We start from the raw sequence: 21,188 nt of genomic DNA, 5'->3' as shown, positions 1-21,188 counted from the left end.
GCCCGTCACCCCCCGGCGCGGGGCATGGCGCAGGACACACTCAGCGGGTTATCATGTGGCAATGACTGGCGCGACGGACCAACCCGAGCGTGCCCCGGGGGGTGAGACCTCCGGCCCGACGGGCACGCTCCTGCACTACCGTCGCACCCGCCTGCGCACTCCCGGAAACGGATCGACGCGGGCGTCGAAAAGAACCGTCGTCGACGACGACGGAGCGGACGTCCCCGAGGACACGCGCGACCACTGGCTCGACGAGGTCACCTCGGATGAGGAGCATCGCCGCCGCGGCGCGATGGTCCGCGTCATGGACACCTTCGCGGTGCCCTACCTGTGGTTCCGCCGCATCTTCTTCTTCCTTGCCACCACGCCCGGCAAGCTGGTGGCCATCTCCGTCATCCTGTCGACCGCGATCTTCGCGGCCGGCTGGTCGATGTCCCAGTCGTCGTCGGACCGGCAGCAGGAGCTCGACGTCCTGCTCACCACCACCGAGCCGATGAGTTACGCCGCGCACAACCTCTACACCTCCCTGTCGCTGGCGGACACCATCGCCACCACCGGTTTCGTGCAGGCCGGCGTCGAGTCGGCGGGTACCCGGGCGCGCTACAACGCGGCCATCGACCGCGCCATGATGTCGGCCACCGAGTCCTCCGCCGGCATCGCCTTCAACGACCGCGAGACGCTGCAGCTCATCGCGGACATCGAGCGGCAGATCCCCATCTACACCGGCCTCGTCGAGACCGCGCGCACCAACAACCGCATGGGCAACCCCGTGGGCGTCGCCTACATGGCGGAGGCGTCGTCGCTCATGCGTGAACAGATTCTCCCCGACGCCGCGACCCTCTTCGCCGCCACCTCCTCCAACGTCCGCGACCAGCAGCACCAGCTCACCCGCCCCCAGTGGGTGCCGCTGTCCGGCCTGTTCGCCGCCGTGTTCTTCCTGCTCGTCGCCCAGTGGCTGCTGTGGCGCATGACCCGGCGCCGCCTCAACCGCGGCTTCCTCGCGGCGACCGCCCTCATGGCGATCGCCATCGTGTGGGTCTCCGCGTCGAACTTCAGCACCTGGCAGGCCGGCACCCGCGGCTTCGAGGAGGCGTCGATGCCCTGGGACTCGCTCACCGCCTCCCGTATCCAGGCGCAGCAGGCCCGCACCTCCGAGACCCTCGCCCTGGTCCGCCGCCAGTCCGTCTCCGACACCTCCGTCTCCTTCGGGTCCACCGCCGACGCCATCAACCTCGCCCTCGACGACTTCGAGCAGGCCGAGGGCCACAACCCGCTGGCCTCCGGGGCGAACCGCGCGCAGATCATCGAGGCCCGCACGGCCCTCAACGACTGGGAGGGCGCGCACGACCGCTTCGTCGTGGCCATGAACACCGGCAACTACGCCGAGGCCGTCCGCCTGGCCACCACCACGACGCTCGTGCCCGGTGCCCCGCCGACCGCCGCCGCCTCCTACGACCGTCTCGACGGCGCGCTGTCCCGCCTCATCGCCGACGCCCGCTCCTCCATGCGCGCCTTCATCAACGACGGCCTCGCCGCCACCCAGCTCGTGTCCACCGCCGTGCTGCTGCTGAGCATCCTCGCTGTCCTCGCCGTGTGGATCGGCGTGCGCCCCCGCCTGCAGGAGTACCTGTGATGCGCCGCCTGCTCGCCCTCCTGCTCGTCGGCACGCTCGCCGGGTGCTCCCTGCCCACCCTGGAGTTCCAGCGCACCCCCACCGACGAACGCCCCACCGCCCCGCAGCGCCCCGTCGCCCACGCCTACGGCCCGCCGCTGCCCGCCGGCTCCGCCGTGGAGGAACCCGGCGCGGAGGAACCCCGCGAGATCAACACGTGGGACATCGAGGGCTCCCTGCGTCCCTACGCCTCGGAGCCCGACCTCCACCTGACGATCCCGCACATCATGGAACGCGGCCGCATCATCGTCGGCGTCGACCAGTCGCAGAACCTGCTGTCCTTCCGGGACTCCGTCACCGGCGAACTCGAGGGCTTCGAGGTGGACCTCGCCCGGGAGATCGCCCGCGACATCTTCGGTGACCCGGAGCTCGTCGACTTCCGCTTCGTCGAGTCCGCCAACCGCGCCTCCGCCCTGGAGAACCACGAGGTGGACATCATCATCCGCACAATGACCGTCACCCGCAACCGCCAGCAGGAGGTGGCCTTCTCCTCCCCCTACCTCACCACCGACTCCCGCCTGCTGGTCATGAGCAACTCCGCCATCACCGGCGTCACCCAGCTGCCGGGCCGCACCGTGTGCGTCACCGACGGTTCCACCGCCCTGGAGAAGGCGCGCATCCACGCCCCGCAGTCCCGGATCCTCAAGACCCGCAGCTGGGCCGACTGTCTCGTCGCCCTGCAGCAGAACCAGGCCGACGCGATCCTCTCCGACGACACCATCCTCTCCGGCATCGCCGCCCAGGACCCCTACACCGAGATCGTCGGTGAATCCCTCGCCGCCGAGTCCTACGCCGTCGCCGCCGCGCGTTCCGACGAGCACCTCAACACCGACGGGCTGGTCCGCCAGGTCAACGCCACCATCGAGCGCGTGCGTGCCGACGGCACCTGGTGGCGCCTCTACGACCGCTGGTTCGCCGTGTACCTCGCCACCTCCGGCCCGCCGCCCCTGATGTACCGCCCCGAGGACGCCCCCCAGCCGCCCGCCCCCGAGGAGGAGGCCCCGTGACCCACCCCGACTTCGAGGAACTCCCCGAGGACATCGCCGACGAGGCCCCCGGCACCCAGGCCGTCCACTTCGACCCCTTCGCCGATGACGACGACAGTGTCGACGCCGGCCTCGACGCCCTCATCGCCGACCTCGGCAACCTGCGCGACCAGCACGACGACGGCGCCACCGTGGGCAGCCCCGTCGGCACCGCCGCGATGACGGGGCCGGACACGGCGCCGACGGCGGCGTCGATAAGAGACGACACCTCGGCCCGCGCCCGCGAACTCGCCCTGTCCACCTTCCGCGAACGGCGCGGCGCGGAACGCGGCGGCCGCACCGTCGCCGACGGCATGGTCAACCTGCCGTTCATCCCCCCCACCCGCCCCGAGGACGCCCTGCAGGACCCGGCCGCGGCCGCGCAGAAGGGCATCCCCGCCCCGCACCTCAACCCGGGCGACATGGTGGCCGGACAGTACGAGATCCTCGGCGTCATCGCCCACGGCGGCATGGGTTGGATCTACCTGGCCAACGACCACTTCGTCTCCGGGCGCCTCGTCGTGCTCAAGGGCATGCAGTCGGAGAAGTCCGCCGACGAGATGGGCGCCGCCGTCGCCGAACGCGAGTTCCTCGCCGACATCACGCACCCCGGGATCGTGAAGATCTACAACTTCATCGACGACCCGCGCGTCCCCGGCGGCTTCATCGTCATGGAGTACGTCGGCGGGCCGTCGCTGCGCAGCCGCCGCAACAGCCGCGAGAACCACGTCCTGCCCATCGACCTCGCCATCGGCTACCTCATCGAGGTGCTCCCCGCGCTCGACTACCTGCACTCCCGCGGCGTCGTCTACAACGACCTCAAACCCGACAACATCATCGTCACCGAGGACCAGGTCAAACTCATCGACCTCGGCGCCGTCTCCGGCATCGGCGCCTACGGCTTCATCTACGGCACCAAGGGCTTCCAGGCCCCCGAGGTGGCCAGCCACGGACCGAGCGTCGCCAGCGACATCTACACCATCGGCCGCACCCTCGCCGCCCTCACCGTCCACCTGCCCAAGGACGACACCGGCGCCTACCTGCCCGGACTCCCCTCGCCGTCGACGGAGCCGCTGTTCCGCAAGCACCTCAGCTTCTACCGCCTGCTGCGCCGCGCCACCAACGAGGACCCCACCCAGCGCTTCCGCGACATCGCCGAGATGTCCACCCAGCTCTACGGCGTGCTCCGCGAGGTCATCGCCATCCGCACCGGTGAACAGTTCCCCGCGCAGCACTCGATGTTCTCGCCGCAGCGTACGACCTTCGGCACGAAACACCTGGTCTTCCGCACCGACCAGCTCATCGACGGCATCGACCGCACCGTCCGCATCACCTCCCCCGAGGTCGTCTCCGCCCTGCCCGCGCCGCTCATCGACCGCACCGACGTCGGCGCCGGCATGCTCTCCGGCTCCTCCTACACCGAACCCCAGGAGGCCCTGGAGACGCTGCGCCAGGCGATGAAGACCCCCGAATACGAGCAGTCCGCCGAAATCCCCCTCGGCGTCGTCCGCGCCATGCTCGACCTCGGTTTCACCGGCCAGGCGCGCTCCTGGCTGTCCTCCCTGGAGGGGCGGCTCGGGCACGACTGGCGGTTCCAGTGGTACTCCGGCGTCACCGCCCTACTTCTCGACGACTACGTCTCCGCCCAGAAGCACTTCGCCGCGGTCCTCAACATCCTGCCCGGCGAGTCCGCCCCGAAACTCGCCCTCGCCGCCGTCGACGAACTCATCCTCCAGCAGCTCGGCCACCACCACTCCGCCCTGCTCCCCGAGAAGGTGGCCCGCGCGGCATCACTGCTGTCCACCAGCCTCGACGCCGTCGACCCCGAGGTCGTCGACCAGATCAACCCCACCTGGCTGCACGTCACCCAGGAACCCGCCCTCCTCCGCTTCAACGCCATGGGCCTCTACGGCCTCGTGTGGGCCACCAACCCCACCACCGTGTCCTCCGCCTTCGGCCTCGCGCGCCAACTCATGGCCGAGGGGCAGATCGAGATGTCCGTCGCCGCACTCGACCGCGTGCCGCAGGCCTCCCGCCACCACCGGATGGCCCAGTTGACGACCATCCTCCAGCTCATCTCCGGCACCCTCACCGAATCCCGCATCCGCCGCGCCGCCCGCCGCCTGGAGGAGATCCCCACCAACGAGCCCCGCTTCCTCCAGATCAAGATCGCCGTCATGTCCGCCGGCCTCAACTTCCTCCGCGACGCCACCGTGGAGTCCGCCGCCTCACCCAACGACCTCTTCGAGTACCCCTTCACCCAGCGGGGGCTGCGCTACGGACTGGCATACACGTTGCGGCAGCAGGCCCGGCAGGCGCCCTTCGCCCGCCACCGCTACGCGCTCGTGGATCTGGCGAACCAGGTGCGGCCGGTGACGTGGTTCTAGGGTGCTGCCTCCCTCAGGGTTCCCACGTGGATTTTCCGGTGCGCCGGGGTTTTCCCAGGTCGCGGAATAGGTCGGGCCCTTATCCACGTGGGAACCCCGGGGGTCGCCACGCCGGCCCGCCCACGCACTTCCACAGGGCCGGGTCGAGAGGCACTCCCCGCGCCGCCACCCGCCGGTACATCGCCGCGACACCCCGCATCGCCGCGCCGGTCCGCGCGGAACGATGATCCACCCGGAAGTTGCTGACCCCCAGGTTGCTGATCCGATGCTGCCGTTCCACGTCCTGCCGGGCGGCGACCGCGACGGGGACCCCGAACTCCCCGGCAAGTTTTCCCTGGCCGTCGTACTCCGTGCCGAACCCGATGTCCGGCCAGAAGAAGTCCAGCCGCGCCACGAACCCCCCGGACGCGTCGTAGAGGTTCACCTGCTGCAACGGGGGAGGCAGCCCCGCCGCCCACATCGCGACCTTCATGTCGGACTCGCGCGGACTCTCCGACCAGGGTGAGGCCAGACGCGCGGCGTTCCGCATGGCCTGAATGCCGGAACAACCGTGGGCGAGCTTTAGAGCCGTGTCGATGTCAGCGGCGGTCGTGGCCTTCCGAGCCAGGGCGCGGTCGAGGCACCGGACACCCAGCGACAGCTCGTACCAACGGGCCAGGTCGAGACCCGTCGCCGCCGGAGTGGTGGCCGGGACGTCGCCGTACGGTGTCGTCACCGTCTTTGCCTCCCCCACCTGTGCCGGCGACAGGTTCCGGTACACGTGGTCGTGACGCCGACGGCCGCCCTTCGTGGCCCGGTACCCACCGAGTTCCACCGCGTGATGATCCAGCCGGCCGACCAGCGGGAGGTCATGGAGTATCGCCGCCGATCGTCCGGCCACCACGGTGGCGGGCGTCGCAATCCCCGACGCCACGATCTGCGCCGTGGCGCGTGCTGCGCTGTCCAACCGCGACCAGTCACCCTCGCCGATGTAGATGCCTTTGGCGAGCTTGATGTGTCTCGCCTGCCTGAGCTTCTGCCTCGCCTCCCACTCCGACATCCCCGAGATGTCGACCAGAGGCCCCCCGACCCGTGTCATGCCGCCACCCTAACCCGGGCGGGCCGGCCCCGCTCGCCTCCTTTGGGTTCCCACGTGGATAAGGGCCTGACCTATTCCGCGACCTGGGAAAATGCACGCGCGCCGAAAAATCCACGTGGAAACACTGGGCGGATTCGAGGGGCACCACAGAGAAAACCCCCGGCACCGTGGCACCGGGGGTCTGCTCGCGTTCTACTTACCGGCGAGTGCGGTGGCCTTCTGGGCGATGGCCAGCTCCTCGTTGGTGGGGACGACGAAGACCTTGACGGCGGAGTCGTCGGAGGAGATCTCGCGCGGACCGTCGTTGGGCAGGTCGTTGCGCTCCGGGTCGATCTTGATGCCGTACATCTCCAGGTTGGCCATGGCGTCCTCACGGACGAACTTGGCGTTCTCACCGACACCGGCGGTGAAGGTGATGGCGTCGACGCGGCCCAGGGCGATCATGTAGGAGCCGATGTAGCGACGCAGCTGGTGGATGTAGATGTTGTAGGCGGACCAGGCGTCGGTGTCGCCGTCCTCGATCATCTGGCGCAGCTCGCGGAAGTCGTTGACGCCGGACATGCCCTTGATACCGGACTTGCGGTTGAGCAGGGTGTCGATGTCGTCGATGCTCAGGCCGGCGGTGCGGTAGAGGTGGAAGATGATGCCCGGGTCGATGTCACCGCAGCGGGTGCCCATGACGAGGCCGGCCAGCGGGGTCATGCCCATGGAGGTGTCGATGGCGTGGCCACCCTGGACGGCGGAGCAGGAGGCGCCGTTGCCCAGGTGGAGGACGATCTGGTTGACGTTCTTCGGGTCCTTGCCCAGGAGTGCCGGGACCTGCTGCGAGATGAACTCGTGGGAGGTGCCGTGGAAGCCGTAGCGGCGGACACCGTTCTCACCGGCGACCTCGGCGTTGATGGCGTAGAGGGCGGCGGCCGGCGGCATGTCGGCGAAGAAGCCGGTGTCGAAGACGGCGACGTGCGGGACGTCGGGGAGGATCTGGCGGGCGACCTCGATGCCGTCGACGTTGGCCGGGTTGTGCAGCGGGGCCAGCGGGATGATGTCGCGGATCATCTCGACGACCTGGTCGTTGATGATCTCGGGCTTGGAGAAGACCTTGCCGCCGTGGACGACGCGGTGGCCGACAGCGGAGATGTCGACGTCGGTCGGGCCGGCGCCGTGCTCGCCGAGGATGGCGAAGGCCATCTCGAGGCCGACGGAGTGGTCCGGGATCGGGGCCTGGGAGGTGTACTTCTCGCCGTTGATCTTCACGACGATGTTGCCGCTGGGCTCACCGATCTGCTCGACGAGGCCGGAGACGAACGGGTCGTCGGCGGCGTCGGCGGTCGGGTCGAGGATCTGGAACTTGATGGACGAAGAACCGGAGTTCAGGACGAGTGCGTAGGTCATTATTTTCCTCCGGCCTGGATGGCGGTGATAGCGACGGTGTTGACGATGTCCGGGACGGTGGCACCCCGGGAGAGGTCGTTGACGGGCTTGTTCAGGCCCTGCAGGATCGGGCCGACGGCGAGGGCGGAGCCGGTGCGCTGGGCGGTCTTGTAGCCGATGTTGCCGGCCTCGAGGTCGGGGAACACGAAGACGTTGGCCTGGCCGGCGACGTCGGAGTCGGGCATCTTCTTCTTCGCGACGCCCGGGTCCACAGCCGCGTCGAACTGCAGCGGGCCGTCGACCTTGAGCTCGGGGTTGATGCGCTTGGCGTTGTGGAGGGCGTCGATGGCGCGCTCGACGTCCGGGCCGGAGCCGGAGGAACCGGTGGAGTAGGACAGCATGGCGACGCGCGGGTCGATGCCGAACTGGGCGGCGGTCTTGGCGGAGACGACGGCGATCTCACCGAGCTGCTCGGCGGTCGGGTTGGGGTTGACGGCGCAGTCGCCGAAGGCCCACAGGCGGCCACGCATGACCATGAGGAAGATCGAGGAGACCACGGAGGCGTCGGGGGTGGTCTTGATGATCTGGAAGGAGGGCTTGATGGTGTGGGCGGTGGTGTTGGCGGCGCCGGAGACCATGCCGTCGGCGATGCCCTTGTGGACCATCATGGTGCCGAAGTAGGAGATGTCCTTCATCGTCTCGCGGGCTTCCTCGAGGGTGACGCCCTTGGACTTGCGGAGCTCGGCGAACTCCTCGGCGAACTCGTCGAGGAGCGGGGAGGTGAGGTGGTCGATGATGTGGGCCTTGCCCAGGTCGACGCCCAGCTCTCCGGAGCGGTTCTTGATCTCGTCCGGCTTGCCCAGGATGGTGAGCTCGACGATGTCGCGGTCGAGCAGCTGGCCGGCGGCGAGCAGGATGCGGTCGTCCTCGCCCTCGGGGAGGACGATGTGGGCCTTGGCGTCCTTGGCGCGCTGGAGCAGCCAGGACTCGAAGACCGGCGGGGACATGACCGGGGAGACGTTGATCTTGAGGGCCTCCTTCAGCTTGACGACGTCGCGCAGGCCGTCCTCGGTGACGGCGGCGGCGATGACGGCGTCGAGGGTCTTGGCCTGACGCTCGGCGAGCTGGACGTGGGAGCCTGCGGCGTCGGTCAGCAGGATGATCGGCAGGCCGAGGGCCGCGGCGATCTCCGCGTCGAAGTGCAGGTTGCCGGTGCCGACGACGAGGGCCGGTCCGTCGTCGAGAAGTCCTGCGGTGACGATGGAGCCGACCTTGGGCTCGTGGTCGCCGAGGCGGCGGACGCCGAGGCCGAGGGACGCGGCCAGGCCGTCAATGTCGACACCGTCGAAGTTGCGGTTGACGACACTGAGCAGTGCTGAACGAGGGTCAGACATGCGTAACCTTTCTGTCGCTGAGCGGGGTGTCCGGGGCAACACGGGATCGCCGCTCGTGTGGGATCGGTCGCCATTCTATAACGAATGTCGCCTCCGCCACACTGGTAACGCCCGCAATTTTCAGACTTAACACGACATAACCGGACATTCCACAATGTGACACCCCGCATAGAGTCACGGAAGCGGCCCGGACGGAGCGTCGATAAGCACGAAAACCCGCAGCACACGCCCACAATACGACGTATGACCAACCCGTCGCAGCGCGGTGTGGGAATCGTGCCCGATCGCGCACCCCGACGCCGCGGATCTCCCCGCGAACCGACCTGACACACCTGCAAATTTCCGCGAATCACCCCGGGAACGGTGCTCCGGACCACACCCCATCGGTACCCCCGCCCGGAATATGGGACGCGCAGCAGAGGTCAGTACTATGGAACGAAACTGTCCCCACCCCGAAGGATGTTCCATCACCATGTCCCGTCCCCTGCGCGTCGCCGTTGTCGGTGCCGGTCCCGCCGGTATCTATGCCTCGGATCTGCTCGTGAAGTCGGGGGAGGACGTGACGGTCGACCTCTTCGAGCGCATGCCCGCCCCGTTCGGCCTCATCCGCTACGGCGTGGCACCGGATCACCCGCGCATCAAGGGCATCGTGAAGTCGTTGCACGCCGTGCTGGACAAGCCTGAGATCCGCCTGCTGGGCAACATCGAGATCGGCAGGGACCTCACCGTCGACGAGATGCGCGACTACTACGACGCGATCGTCTTCTCCACCGGCGCCACCGGCGACCGTGACCTGCGCATCCCCGGCTCCGAGCTCGACGGGTCCTTCGGTGCCGGCGAGTTCGTCGGTTTCTACGACGGCAACCCGGACTTCGCCCGCGACTGGGATCTCACGGCCGAGAAGGTCGGCGTCATCGGCGTGGGCAACGTCGCCCTCGACATCGCGCGCATCCTCGCGAAGACCGCCGACGAGCTCAAGGTCACCGAGATCCCGGACAACGTCTACGAGAACCTGGCGCGCTCCGCCGTCAAGGAGGTCCACGTCTTCGGCCGCCGCGGCCCCGCGCAGGCCAAGTTCACCCCCCTGGAGCTCAAGGAGCTCGACCACTCGGAGAACTTCGAGGTCATCGTCGACCCGGAGGACATCGACTACGACGCCGCGTCCGAGGCCGCCCGCCGCGAGTCGAAGTCCGTGGACCTGGTGTGCCAGACCCTGGAGGGTTACGCCATCCGTGAGCCGAAGGGCGCCACGCACAAGCTTTACCTGCACTTCTTCGAGTCCCCCGTGGAGATCCTCGGCGAGGACGGCCGCGTCGTCGGACTGAAGACCGAACGCACCCAGCTGGACGGCACCGGCAACGTCAGCGGTACCGGGAAGTTCACTACCTGGGATGTCCAGGCGGTGTACCGCGCCGTCGGTTACCGCTCCGAGGCCGTCGAAGGCGTGCCTTTCGACGCCGAGCGCGCCGTCATCCCCAACGACGGCGGCCGGGTCCTCGACCCCTCCACCGAGGCGCCGGTCCAGGGGTTGTACGCCACCGGCTGGATCAAGCGCGGCCCCGTCGGCCTGATCGGCAACACCAAGTCCGACGCGAAGGACACGACGACCATGCTGCTCGAGGACTTCAACGCGGGCCGCCTGAGTGCCCCGGCAAAGCCTGAGCCCCAGGCTGTCCTGGAGCTTCTCGACGCCCGCGGGATCGCCGTCACCACCTGGGAAGGCTGGCGCAACCTCGATGCCGCCGAGCGTTCACTCGGCGAGGCCGAGGGCCGCGAGCGCAAGAAGATCGTCGAGTGGGACCAGATGGTCACCTCCTCGCACCCCGAGTACGAGATTTAGCGGCACGACGACGCCGGGCCGGGGACTTCTTTCATGTTCCCGGCCCGGCGTCGTGTTTTCTGCTTGTTTAGAAGCGGATGCCCAGGTTGCCCAAGGCGTCTCGCAGTCAGTTGACAACGGGGGCGAGAATCTCCGGCACCGGGAAGGTCTGGCCGCCGATGCTCACGGTGTTGTCCTGGGCCTGGGCGGGAGCCTGAGCGGGAGCCTGTCCGGGGGCGGGGGCCTGAACCTGCTGGCCGCCCTGCTGGACGGGAGCCGGGGCCTGGCCGTTCTGGGCGGCGGGGGCGGTTGCACCTCCCCCCGATGAGGCCGCAGCGGTGGGCGGCTTCGTCGACACGTGCGAGCGCGTCGCGGATTTCGCCGCCGCGCGGATGGAAGTTGGCGGCCAGCAGCGCCTGGCTGCGCTTACTCTGGTAATCGCCGGCGTCGGTCCAGTAGTTGTTTGCCTGCTGGCAGGAGATCTGGCCGGCGGGGATGGCCGCGAGGTAGGTGTCCACGACGTCGGCGTGGGCGACGGCGGGAGCGGCGGCAACGAGACCCGCGACGGCGAGGGTGGTCATGGTGTTACGGAACTTGCGCATGGCCACCTTGAAACCACACGCCGGGGAATGTCACACTCCCACCCTAATAATCTTCTACGGGTCCACGGCGGCTCAGACCAAGGTTATGAGGCCAAAACAGGTTGCAATGACTGTCGGGACCGCGCCGTCGACGAATGCGGCGAGCCAGTTCCACGGTTCGGGCGAGGCGCGGGTCATGTCGGTGGGGCTGGCCAACTCGGTCACCCTGACGATCCGCGAACGCCGCCATGACCATGCACTTCTGCGGAACATTGGGGAGGGCACCTCGGGGCGCTCGTCCGCACCGGTCCCGTCGGGCTTTCCGCGGCCCCACCGACCCGGGGAAGCCGCCCCGGGGAAGACTGGCGCAACGGGCCGGGACCGGCCGCCGGAAAACACACCCGTACGCAATGCATACGGGGTATTTTGGTGATGGAGGTACTACTCGTCGACAACTTCATCCATGATGAGGTGAATATCACATCCCACATTGCTTTGACCATTGAGCTCCTCGGAGTTCAATAAAAGGTATTATCTTCCGCTGGAAATGGAGCAGCCATGACGATCCAGAACATCGTTTCCCATCTCGACACCACCAGAAGCGCCCGCGAAGAGCTGTACAAGGAATTCCACCGAATCCCGGAGCTCTCCCTCCAGGAACACAAGACCTCGGCGAAAATCCGGGAAGAGCTCGACCGCATCGGCGTCGACGAGCTCAACCCGGTCGGCAGGACCGGCCTGGTCGCCATCCTCCGCAACGGTGACGGCCCCGTTGTCGCGATGCGCGCCGACATCGACGGACTACCCATGGCCGAGCAGTCCGGCAAGGACTACTCCGCCGAGGGAGTGACCCAAGTCGACGAGAACACCGGCGTGGAAACGCCGGTCGCGCACACCTGCGGCCACGATGTACACATCGTGTCCCTGCTCGGCGCCCTCGAGGCCCTGGCCGCCGCCCGCGGAGAGTGGTCCGGCACCTTCGTCGGCGTCTTCCAGCCGGCCGAGGAGATCGCGGCCGGCGCCCAGGACATGGTGGACAACGACATCGCCGCCAAGATGCCCACCCCGGACGTCTACCTGGGCCAGCACGTGCTCGGGATACTCCCGGGCGGGGCCGTCGGCACCCGCCGCGGCCCGCTGTTCTCCCAGGCGGCCTCGATCAAGATCACCATCTACGGCAAGGGCTCCCACGGCGCGATGCCCAACCTCGGCGTCGACCCGATCGTCCTGGGCGCATCCATCGTCACCCGCCTGCAGACCATCATCTCCCGCGAGGTCGCGCCCAAGGAGACCGCGGTGGTGACCGTCGGCTCCTTCCACGCCGGCACGAAATCCAACATCATTCCGGATTCGGCGATCCTGCTGCTCAACACACGCGCCTACAACGCCGAGGTCAGCGCCTCGCTGCACGAGGCGATCGAGAGGATCGTCAAGGCGGAGTGCGAAGCCTCCCGCAGCCCGCGGGAGCCGGAGTTCGAGTACTTCGACGTCTACCCGCTGACCAACAACGACGACGACGTGACGGACACTGTCGCCGCCGCCTTCGACGACTTCTTCGGCGAGAACTCCGTCGAGATGGGTCCCGTGCCCGCCTCCGAGGACTTCTCCGTCATCCCGGATTCCCTGGGCGTGCCGTACACCTTCTGGGGCCTCGGCGGGTTCGCCGACACCGCGACCGCGCCCGGCAACCACTCCCCCTTCTTCGCACCCGACATCCAGCCCACACTCGACCGCGGCGCTGAAGCCATCATCGTCGCCGCGTCCCCGTGGCTCCTGAAGGAGAACTGAGCATGACCACCACGACCACACCAGTCAGGACCGATTTCAAGGGCAACGACGCCTCCCTCTTCGGCATCGTCCTCGCGGTCATCACCTTCTGGCTCTTCGCCCAGACGACAATGAACATCGGCCCCCTCATGGCCGACGACATCGGCATGCCGATGGAGGTGATGAACATCGCGATTTCGCTGTCCGCCCTGTTCTCCGGCATGTTCATCGTCATGTGGGGCGGCTTCGGCGACAAGTTCGGCCTGAAGAAGATCGCCACCCTCGGCAATGTCTTCGGCATGATCGGCTCCCTGCTCATCGCCTTCGCCTTCAGCGAGGCCGCCTCCGGCATGGTTCTCACCGGCCGCGTGCTCCAGGGCCTGTCGGCCGGCGCCATCATGCCGACCACCATGGCGCTGCTCAAGGTGTACTGGGAGGGTCCCGCCCGCCAGCGCGCCGTGTCCATGTGGTCCATCGGTTCCTGGGGCGGCTCCGGCCTGACCGCCATCTTCGGCGGTTTCATGGCCTCCACCGCCCTGGGCTGGCGCTCGATCTTCATCATCAGCGCAGTCGTCTCCGTCCTCTCGATCATCCTCATGCGCCAGATCCCCGAGGCGGCGCCGGGCGCGGGCAAGCCCGGCCGGACCGACTGGATAGGCATCATCTCCCTGGCGGTCGCTCTGGCGTCCCTGCTCATCGTCGTCACCCAGGGCTCCTCCATCGGCTGGACCAGCTGGATCACCTGGGCCCTGCTGGCGGTTTTCCTCGCCGCGTTCGGCGTCTTCATCAACCAGGAACGCAACACCGGCACCCCCTTCGTCGACTTCGCGCTGTTCAAGAACACCGTGTTCACCGGCGCGACGATCTCGAACTTCCTCATCAACGGCACCGCCGGCGCCCTCACCGTCTCCCTCTGGGTCCTGCAGGGCGCAGGCAACATGTCGGCCGCCGAGGCGGGCTACCTGACCCTCGGCTACGCGATCTTCATCATCGCGTTCATCCGCGTGGGTGAGAAACTGCTGCAGAAGTTCGGTCCGCGGAAGCCGATGATCTGGGGAACCCTCATCGTGCTGGTCTCCATCTCACTGCTCATGGCCACCAACACCATGCAGGGCACCTACCAGATCCTCGCGGTGATCTCGTACTCCCTGTTCGGCCTCGGACTGGCGTTCTACGCCACTCCCTCCACAGACGCCGCCCTGTCCAACCTGCCCAACGACCAGGTCGGCTCGGGCTCCGGCATCTACAAGATGGCCTCGTCCCTGGGCGCCGCTTTCGGCGTCGCCGCCTCCGCAGCCATCTTCACCGCGCTCCAGACCTCCGGCCTCGACATCGTCGGTGCGGCCATCGAGTTCTCCGGTCGACAGGACAATGTGGCGGTCCGCGAAGCCGGCTTCGTCGGCCTCGCCTTCAACGCCCTGATGGCGATCGCCGCCCTCATCTCCATCACCTTCTTCATCCCCAAGGGCAAGAAAGCCGAGGCGGAAGCCTAGACTTCGGCGAGTTCCGTGCAATGACCGCCACTGCGGGAATCACCTCCCGGGTAGCGGTCATTGTGGTTCAGCGCCCGACAACCATAAGGAATGCCAATGTCAACGCCCACAGCAGACACTGGCCCCACCGGCGCGGACCGTGAGTTCACAGGCACGAACCCGACCCTGCTCGGCCTGGTCCTGGCCGTCCTGACCTTCTGGTTGTTCGCCCAGTCCGCGCTCAACATCGGCCCCGTCATGGCCGGCGACACCGGCATACCGCAACCGCTGATGAACACCGCCATTTCCCTGGCGTCGCTGTTCGCCGGAATGTTCGTCGTCATCGCCGGCGGTTTCGGCGACCGGTACGGCCGGGTACGGTTCCTCACGATCGGGCTCGTCATCAACATCGTCGGTTCCCTGCTCGTGGCCGGAGCGTTCAGCGACCTGTCGGCGGTGATGATGCTGCTGGGCCGTGCGATGCAGGGCCTGGCCGCGGCGTTCATCATGCCCACCTCTCTCGCGCTGGTGAAAACCTACTGGCAGGGCGAGGACCGCCAACGCGCCGTGTCGATGTGGTCGATCGGCACCTTCGGCGGGTCCGGACTCGCCGCCCTGGTCGGTGGTTGGCTCACCGGCACTGTGGTCGGCTGGCGCGGGCTGTTCGTGCTCAGCGCGGCCGTCGCCGTCGCCGCGATAGTCCTCATCCGGCCGCTGCCGGAGTCCCAGCCCGCCGCGGGGCTGGAGCGCAGGCTCGATGTCGCGGGCATCGCCAGCTTCCTCGTCGCCCTCCTGTCCGCTCAGGTGGTGGCCACCCAGGGGTCCTCCCTCGGTTGGGCCCACCCGATCATCCTCACGCTGGCGGCCGTCGCCGTCGCCGCGCTGATCGTCTTCTTCCGGGTCGAGTCCGGCAATCCGGATGCTTTCATCGACTTCCGGCTCTTCCGCAGCCGCTCCTTCTCCGGTGCCGTGCTGGCGAATTTCCTCATGAACTCCTGCGTGGGTGTGATGACGGTGGCGCTGTGGATGCTGCAGCAGGCGGGAGGCCTGTCCGCCGCCGACGCCGGTTACGTCACCCTCGGCTACGCCGTGTGCGTCATCGCCTTCATCCGCGTGGGCGAGAAGATGCTGCAGAAGCTCGGCCCCCGCAAGCCCATGGCGTTGGGCGCGGCGACGATGCTGGTGGCCATTAGTTTCCTCATGTTCACCAACCTCTACCAGACCTCCTACATCATCATGGCCGCGATCGGTTTCTCCCTGTTCGGGCTGGGACTGGCCTTCTTCGCCACCCCGGCGACGGACACCGCCCTCTCCTCGCTCCCGGACGAGTACGCCGGTTCCGGCGCGGGACTGTTCAAGATGGCTTCCTCCCTTGGCGCGGCCTTCGGTCTGGCGGGTTCCACCGCCATCTTCACCGCGCTGGAGGAGACCGGGGTGCCTGTCTTGCGGGAGCTGATCCCCTTCGTGGGAGTGCAGTACAATGTGGCGTTACGCGAGGCAGGCATGGTGGGCATCGGATTCAATGCCCTCCTGGCCTTCATCGCCCTCGTCGCCATCCTCGTCGTCGTGCCCCGCCAGAAACGCCCGGCCGACCAGATCGCCGTCGATTCCCCCACGACCCACAAGAGTTGAGGCTCACCGTGCACACTCTCATCGCCGCCCACCCCCTCGCGGCGTTGTCGCCGCTCGAGGTCCACAAACTCTACAAGCTGCGGGTGGACATCTTCGTCCACGAGCAGCGCTGCCCCTACGCGGAGATCGACGACGTGGACGCGGATCCGGACACCGTCCATCTGCTGGCCTGGGACGTCGCCGGGCGGCAGCTACTGGGGACGGCGCGGGTCTTCCCCGACGGCGCCCGGCTGCGGCTGGGACGGGTGTGCGTGACGCCGTCGGCGCGGGGCACGGGCCTGTCCGGCCAGCTCGTTGAAGCAGCGACCGGGCTGGCCGAGGGCCGGGACGTGGTGCTGGACGCCCAGGTTCCGCTGGTGGCGTTCTACCGCGGGTTCGGGTTCGAGCCCGTCGGCGACGTCTTCGACGACGAGGGAATCCCACATCAGCCGATGCTGCGGGTCGCCGCCTCCGAGGCCTGAGCCGCCCGGCTGCGGGCGCTGTCAACGGTTTCTGCGGTGGCCAGGACCATGGCCCGCTCGTCGCGGTAGAGACGGACGTCGGCCTCCGGCACCGCGAGAGCGGCAGCGAGGTCGTTGACCGGCCCGTAGAGCATCGTGCAGGCGCCCGGGGAGACGAGCGTGGTGTCGATGGGCAGCCCGAGGACCGCCCGTGCATGGAGGTCGTACTGCGAGAAACGCTGGGAGCTCAGCGTCACCGTCGCCACGTCGTGCGGGCGGGGGGTGACGGCGGAGAAGTAGACGTCCTCCCCGGCGACGAACATCTCGACGGCGAACAGGCCGCGCCCGCCGAGCGCATTGGAGATCCGCGCGGCCATGGAGCGGGCGTTGTCCAGGGCCGACCGGTTGACCTCCATGGGCTGCCACGCCTCGGCCAGCTTGCCGCCGCGGTGGGCGTGGCCGACGGGCTCGCAGAACCACGTGGCCAGGCGCCCGGTGGCGGGGTCCACGGAGCGCACGGCGAGCATGGTGAGCTCGTGGTCGAAGTCGACGAAGCGCTCCACCATGACCCGGCGGTCGGGCCATGCGGCTGCGATGTCATCGCCCTCATGCAGCACGCGGTGGCCCTTCTCGGAGGAGAAGCGGGCGGGCTTGACGATGCACGGCAGGCCCAGCTCCTCGACCGCCGCCTCGAACTCCTCGCGGGTGTCGGCGAAGCGGTAGGCGGTGGTGGGCAGGCCGAGTTCCTCGTTGGCCACGGTGCGCAGGGTGTCACGCTCGACGGTGAGGCGGCAGCCCTTGGCGGAGGGCACGACGTCGACGCCGCTGTCCTCGAGGGCCTTTAGGCCGGCCACGTCCACGTCCTCCACGAGCGGCACCACATGGTCGACCTCGTGCCGGGTGACGAGCACCCGCAGCTGGTCACCGTCCGACGCCGCACCCGCGGGGGCGGAGTGGACGGTGACACCGAGGCGTCGAAAAGCGGCGGTGAGCTCCGCGGAGCGGCCGAGCAGGAGGACGCTGGTCATCTAGTTGTCCATCAGGACGTCGTGGCGCACGATCGTCTGGTCGCGGCCCGGGCCGACGCCGATGTAGGACATGCGGCAGCCGGAGAGCTCCTCGAGGCGCAGGACGTAATCCTGGGCCTTCTGCGGCAGCTCCTCGAAGGTGGTGCAGCCGGTGATGTCCTCGTCCCAGGCGGGCATGGTCTCGAAGATCGGCTCCGCGTGGTGGAAGTCGGTCTGGGTCATCGGCATCTCGTCGAAACGCGTGCCGTCGACGTCGTAGGCGACGCAGATCGGGATCTCGCCGATGCCGGTGAGCACGTCGAGCTTGGTGAGAAAGTAGTCGGTGAAGCCGTTGACGCGGGAGGCGTAGCGGGCGATGACCGAGTCGTACCAGCCGCAGCGGCGCTTGCGGCCGGTGTTGACACCGACCTCACCGCCGACGGTCTGCAGGTACTCGCCCCACTTGTCGAAGAGCTCCGTCGGGAACGGGCCGGCGCCGACGCGGGTGGTGTACGCCTTGATGATGCCCAGGGTGGTGGTGATGCGGGTCGGGCCGATGCCGGAACCGACGCAGGCGCCACCGGCCGACGGGTTCGAGGAGGTGACGAACGGGTAGGTGCCGTGATCGACGTCGAGCATGGTGGCCTGGCCGCCCTCCATGAGGACGCGCTTGCCCTCGTCGAGGGCCTCGTTGAGGACGCGGTCGGCGTCGATGACCATGGGGCGCAGGCGGTCGGCGTAACCGAGGAAGTACTCGACGATGGTCTCCGGGTCGATGGCCTTGCGGTTGTACATCTTCACCAGGATCTGATTCTTGACGTCGAGAGCGGAGGTGACCTTCTGGCGGAGGATCGACTCGTCGAAGATGTCCTGCACGCGGATGCCGATGCGGTTGACCTTGTCGGCGTAGGCCGGGCCGATGCCGCGGCCGGTGGTGCCGATGGCGCGCTTGCCCAGGAAGCGCTCCTGAACGCGGTCGAGGACCTGGTGGTAGGGCGCGACGAGGTGGGCATTGGCGGAGATCCGCAGGCGCTCCGGGTTAGCCCCGCGGGCGGCGAGGCCGTCGATCTCCTCGAAGAGTGCCTCGAGGTTGATGACGACGCCGTTACCCAGGATCGGGACCGCGTTCTCGGAGAGGACACCGGCTGGAAGGAGCTTCAGCTCGTACTTCTCGCCGCCGACGACGACGGTGTGGCCGGCGTTGTTGCCGCCGTTGGGCTTGACCACGTAGTCAACTTCGCCGCCCAGGATGTCGGTGGCCTTGCCCTTGCCCTCATCGCCCCACTGGGCGCCGACGATCACGATTGCAGCCATTATTGGGTCACTTCCGCTCAAGTTTCGGGAACGCGTGGCTGTTGAAAGCCACAGACGGCTTACCATTCTACTACGGGTTGTAGGATCAACCCTCATGCGAGTGGTGATCCTACGCTGTGGCGATGTCGTTGTTCCGGCCGACCTCCCCGGCACTGTTCTCAGCCTGCCGGCGATCCCGGGCCGCCGCGACCTCTCCCCTCTCGACGCGATCGCCGCGGAGATGCTCCCGGAGGATCCCACCCCCTCCCTCGACGAGATCGCCCAGCAGCCCGATGTGGCCCACCTGGCGACCCCGGCCCCGGCCCCGCAGGCCCCGCACCTGCCGGAGCCGCTGCGCGTCATCGTCGTGGGTACCGACGCCGCCCTCGCCGCCGTCCTCACCCGCATGATGCGCGGAGACTACCTGTGGGCGGAGGTCGGTTTCATCCCGGTCGGCGATTCGGTGGCGGCGGCCAACTGGGGCCTGGACTCGCCGTGGCGGATCGCCCTGGCAGGGTCGGCGCGCCCGGTGCCGCTCATCCGCACTGACCTGGGCATGGCCGTCGCCGGCTCCGCCACGATCACCGAGTGGGAGGGCGGGGAGATCACCGGCGAGATCATCGTCAACGACCATGTCCTCGTCCGCCATGAGGGCCGCGAGGGCGTGCTTTTCGACGGCGTCTTCGGCGCCCGCCTCGTCCCCATGCTCGACGCCCCCGGCATCGCCGCCGTGCGCATGCGGGAGCCGGCCGACCTGGAGCTGTCCTTCCGTCAGCGCCTCGCACACAAGCTGAGTCGTTCCACTCCGGTGGACCCGGATTCCCTGGCGACGGGCCGCGCGGTGCAGGCTGGCGGACCGTCCCTGGCGGTGACGATCGACGGCGTCCGCCACAAGCGCCCGCTGGAGCGCTCGACGTTCTACCGTCACCTCCGAGATCTTCAGATTGTCCGGTCCTAATGTGATTAAGATCACACACGGGGTTTTGCCTATCGACGCCCCCGCATGTGGTCGCCGTCACAGTGTCGGTAACGGACGCCGAAGGTCAGGCCACGATCACTGACCAGCGGAATCTATTATTGCCGCAACATGTGACCAGTACAGGGCGAACATTGTAGCCTGCTTCACACGTTTTTCAAGGACGCCCCGGGGAGGGTTGAAATTCGTGGCAGGACCGGCGTGGCGTTCCTACGCTCGGGACCAGATCAACCGATCACCCGAAAGGAATCGCATCATGAACCGCAACATCCACGACCTCACCACCGCCACCGCCTACGACCGCGACGGCGAGAAGCTCGGCTCCGTCAAGGAGGTCTACATCAACGACTCCACCGGCCAGCCGGACTTCGTCGAGGTGGGCCACGGCCTCTTCGGCATGAGCTCCAGCATCGTCCCGCTCCGCGGCCACCGCCTCGACGGTGAGAACCTCCAGCTCGCCTTCACCAAGGACCGCATCCAGGATGCCCCGAACATCCGCGACGACGATCACCTCTCCGACGAGGACCACGCGACGATCTACCGTCACTTCGGCCTGGACGGCACCCCCAACGAGACCGAGTACGAGCCGCACCGCTTCGACGACGACTACGACCGCGACCGTGACGTCCACGGTGACCGCTTCGACCGCGATCGTGACCTGCAGCGCGACGCCGTGGAGCCGACCCCGGACCAGGGCATGCCGGGTGACCAGGTCGTCGCCCCGGGTGTCACCGGCGCTGCCGCCGCCCCGCAGGGCACCGATGGCACCGACGGCACCGACGTCCACGGCTTCGGCGACCACCGCCGCGACGGCGACGCCTCCGCCGACCGCCTGCGTGCCGAGTCCGACCACGAGCTCGGCCTCGACCGCACCCCCGAGGACCGCGCCGCCCGCGGCACCAGCGCCCACGGCATGAGCGACGAGCCGCGCGAGCAGCTCCGCGACTACGAGACCGCCGAGCGCGACTACGCCGATGACGCCCACCGCGACCGTGACCGTGGCCGTGAGCTCCGCCCGGGCGAGACCCGCCTGCGCAAGTACCGCGTCCGCTCCACCGAGACCGTCGAGGTCCCGGTCGAGCGCGAGGAGGTCCACGTCGAGCGCGGTGACGACCTCTCCGCACGCGGCGACCAGGAGGATCTGAGCGGCACCACCGGCCGTTCCATGCGCGAGCAGCACGACCCGCGCGACCTGGGCAACCGTGACGCGGACGGTCGTCCGCTGGATGACGGCGATCAGCACATCCCGCGCTCCAACTACTAGGACCAACTCC

16 protein-coding genes are annotated in these 21,188 nt (G+C 68.2%); 10 read left to right on the top strand and 6 right to left on the bottom strand.

Features of this window, described 5'->3' with window-relative positions; all coding sequences use genetic code 11:
- Window positions 1-61: 61 nt before the first annotated feature.
- From B9Y70_RS05745 to B9Y70_RS05735, 3 genes are read left to right on the top strand one after another with little or no spacing between them, the layout of a single operon-like run.
- Complete coding sequence (locus B9Y70_RS05745) at window positions 62-1,633, top strand: hypothetical protein (protein WP_085549300.1); 1,572 nt, start codon at window positions 62-64, stop codon at window positions 1,631-1,633.
- Window positions 1,633-2,679 (top strand): glutamate ABC transporter substrate-binding protein, encoded by a 1,047-nt coding sequence (locus B9Y70_RS05740; protein ID WP_143337543.1) that lies wholly within the window; start codon window positions 1,633-1,635, stop codon window positions 2,677-2,679. The genes B9Y70_RS05745 and B9Y70_RS05740 overlap by 1 nt, the downstream gene beginning before the upstream one ends.
- The gene (locus B9Y70_RS05735) at window positions 2,676-5,084 is read left to right on the top strand and encodes a serine/threonine protein kinase (RefSeq protein WP_143337542.1); all 2,409 of its coding nucleotides are present in this window, start codon (window positions 2,676-2,678) and stop codon (window positions 5,082-5,084) included. Before B9Y70_RS05740 ends, B9Y70_RS05735 begins: the two co-directional genes overlap by 4 nt.
- A gap of 79 nt (window positions 5,085-5,163) precedes the next feature.
- Here the strand turns inward: B9Y70_RS05735 and B9Y70_RS05730 are convergent, their stop codons facing one another.
- The 3 genes from B9Y70_RS05730 to pta form a co-directional block, all read right to left on the bottom strand.
- Window positions 5,164-6,162, bottom strand: coding sequence for a hypothetical protein (locus B9Y70_RS05730; RefSeq protein ID WP_085549298.1), 999 nt, complete (start codon window positions 6,160-6,162; stop codon window positions 5,164-5,166).
- Window positions 6,163-6,354: 192 nt separating this feature from the next.
- Window positions 6,355-7,554, bottom strand: a complete 1,200-nt coding sequence (locus B9Y70_RS05725; RefSeq protein ID WP_085549297.1) for an acetate kinase — start codon at window positions 7,552-7,554, stop codon at window positions 6,355-6,357.
- The gene (gene pta, locus B9Y70_RS05720; RefSeq protein WP_085549296.1) at window positions 7,554-8,927 is read right to left on the bottom strand and encodes a phosphate acetyltransferase; all 1,374 of its coding nucleotides are present in this window, start codon (window positions 8,925-8,927) and stop codon (window positions 7,554-7,556) included. Before pta ends, B9Y70_RS05725 begins: the two co-directional genes overlap by 1 nt.
- A 472-nt stretch (window positions 8,928-9,399) precedes the next feature.
- Here pta and B9Y70_RS05715 point away from each other — a divergent pair, with 472 nt between their 5' ends.
- Window positions 9,400-10,767, top strand: coding sequence for an FAD-dependent oxidoreductase (locus tag B9Y70_RS05715; RefSeq protein WP_085549295.1), 1,368 nt, complete (start codon window positions 9,400-9,402; stop codon window positions 10,765-10,767).
- Window positions 10,768-10,873: 106 nt separating this feature from the next.
- Here the strand turns inward: B9Y70_RS05715 and B9Y70_RS13030 are convergent, their stop codons facing one another.
- Window positions 10,874-11,104 (bottom strand): hypothetical protein, encoded by a 231-nt coding sequence (locus B9Y70_RS13030; protein ID WP_240309150.1) that lies wholly within the window; start codon window positions 11,102-11,104, stop codon window positions 10,874-10,876.
- A gap of 781 nt (window positions 11,105-11,885) precedes the next feature.
- Between B9Y70_RS13030 and B9Y70_RS05705 the strand changes: the two genes are divergently transcribed.
- The 4 genes from B9Y70_RS05705 to B9Y70_RS05690 all read left to right on the top strand — a co-directional run bounded on the left by B9Y70_RS05705 (window position 11,886) and on the right by B9Y70_RS05690 (window position 16,659).
- On the top strand, window positions 11,886-13,115 hold the full coding sequence (locus B9Y70_RS05705; protein ID WP_085549294.1) for an amidohydrolase: 1,230 nt from the start codon (window positions 11,886-11,888) through the stop codon (window positions 13,113-13,115).
- Window positions 13,116-13,117: 2 nt separating this feature from the next.
- Window positions 13,118-14,587, top strand: coding sequence for an MFS transporter (locus B9Y70_RS05700; protein WP_143337541.1), 1,470 nt, complete (start codon window positions 13,118-13,120; stop codon window positions 14,585-14,587).
- A 96-nt stretch (window positions 14,588-14,683) separates the two neighbouring features.
- Window positions 14,684-16,198, top strand: coding sequence for an MFS transporter (locus B9Y70_RS05695; protein ID WP_085549293.1), 1,515 nt, complete (start codon window positions 14,684-14,686; stop codon window positions 16,196-16,198).
- An 8-nt stretch (window positions 16,199-16,206) separates the two neighbouring features.
- Window positions 16,207-16,659 (top strand): GNAT family N-acetyltransferase, encoded by a 453-nt coding sequence (locus B9Y70_RS05690; RefSeq protein ID WP_085549292.1) that lies wholly within the window; start codon window positions 16,207-16,209, stop codon window positions 16,657-16,659.
- Here the strand turns inward: B9Y70_RS05690 and B9Y70_RS05685 are convergent.
- Window positions 16,623-17,666, bottom strand: coding sequence for an ATP-grasp domain-containing protein (locus tag B9Y70_RS05685; RefSeq protein ID WP_085549291.1), 1,044 nt, complete (start codon window positions 17,664-17,666; stop codon window positions 16,623-16,625). The genes B9Y70_RS05690 and B9Y70_RS05685 overlap by 37 nt on opposite strands.
- A complete protein-coding gene (locus B9Y70_RS05680) occupies window positions 17,667-18,959 on the bottom strand; it encodes an adenylosuccinate synthase (protein WP_085549290.1) in 1,293 nt (430 codons plus the stop codon).
- Window positions 18,960-19,053: 94 nt separating this feature from the next.
- Between B9Y70_RS05680 and B9Y70_RS05675 the strand changes: the two genes are divergently transcribed.
- Both B9Y70_RS05675 and B9Y70_RS05670 read left to right on the top strand, forming a co-directional pair.
- Complete coding sequence (locus B9Y70_RS05675; protein WP_085549289.1) at window positions 19,054-19,896, top strand: hypothetical protein; 843 nt, start codon at window positions 19,054-19,056, stop codon at window positions 19,894-19,896.
- A gap of 274 nt (window positions 19,897-20,170) precedes the next feature.
- A complete protein-coding gene (locus B9Y70_RS05670; protein WP_275886734.1) occupies window positions 20,171-21,178 on the top strand; it encodes a PRC-barrel domain-containing protein in 1,008 nt (335 codons plus the stop codon).
- Window positions 21,179-21,188: the final 10 nt, after the last annotated feature.

Source organism: Corynebacterium pollutisoli (genome assembly GCF_900177745.1).
GTDB lineage: Bacteria > Actinomycetota > Actinomycetes > Mycobacteriales > Mycobacteriaceae > Corynebacterium > Corynebacterium pollutisoli.
The sequence above is the reverse complement of the archived record's forward strand: the minus strand, read 5'-3'. Positions and strand labels throughout refer to the sequence as shown.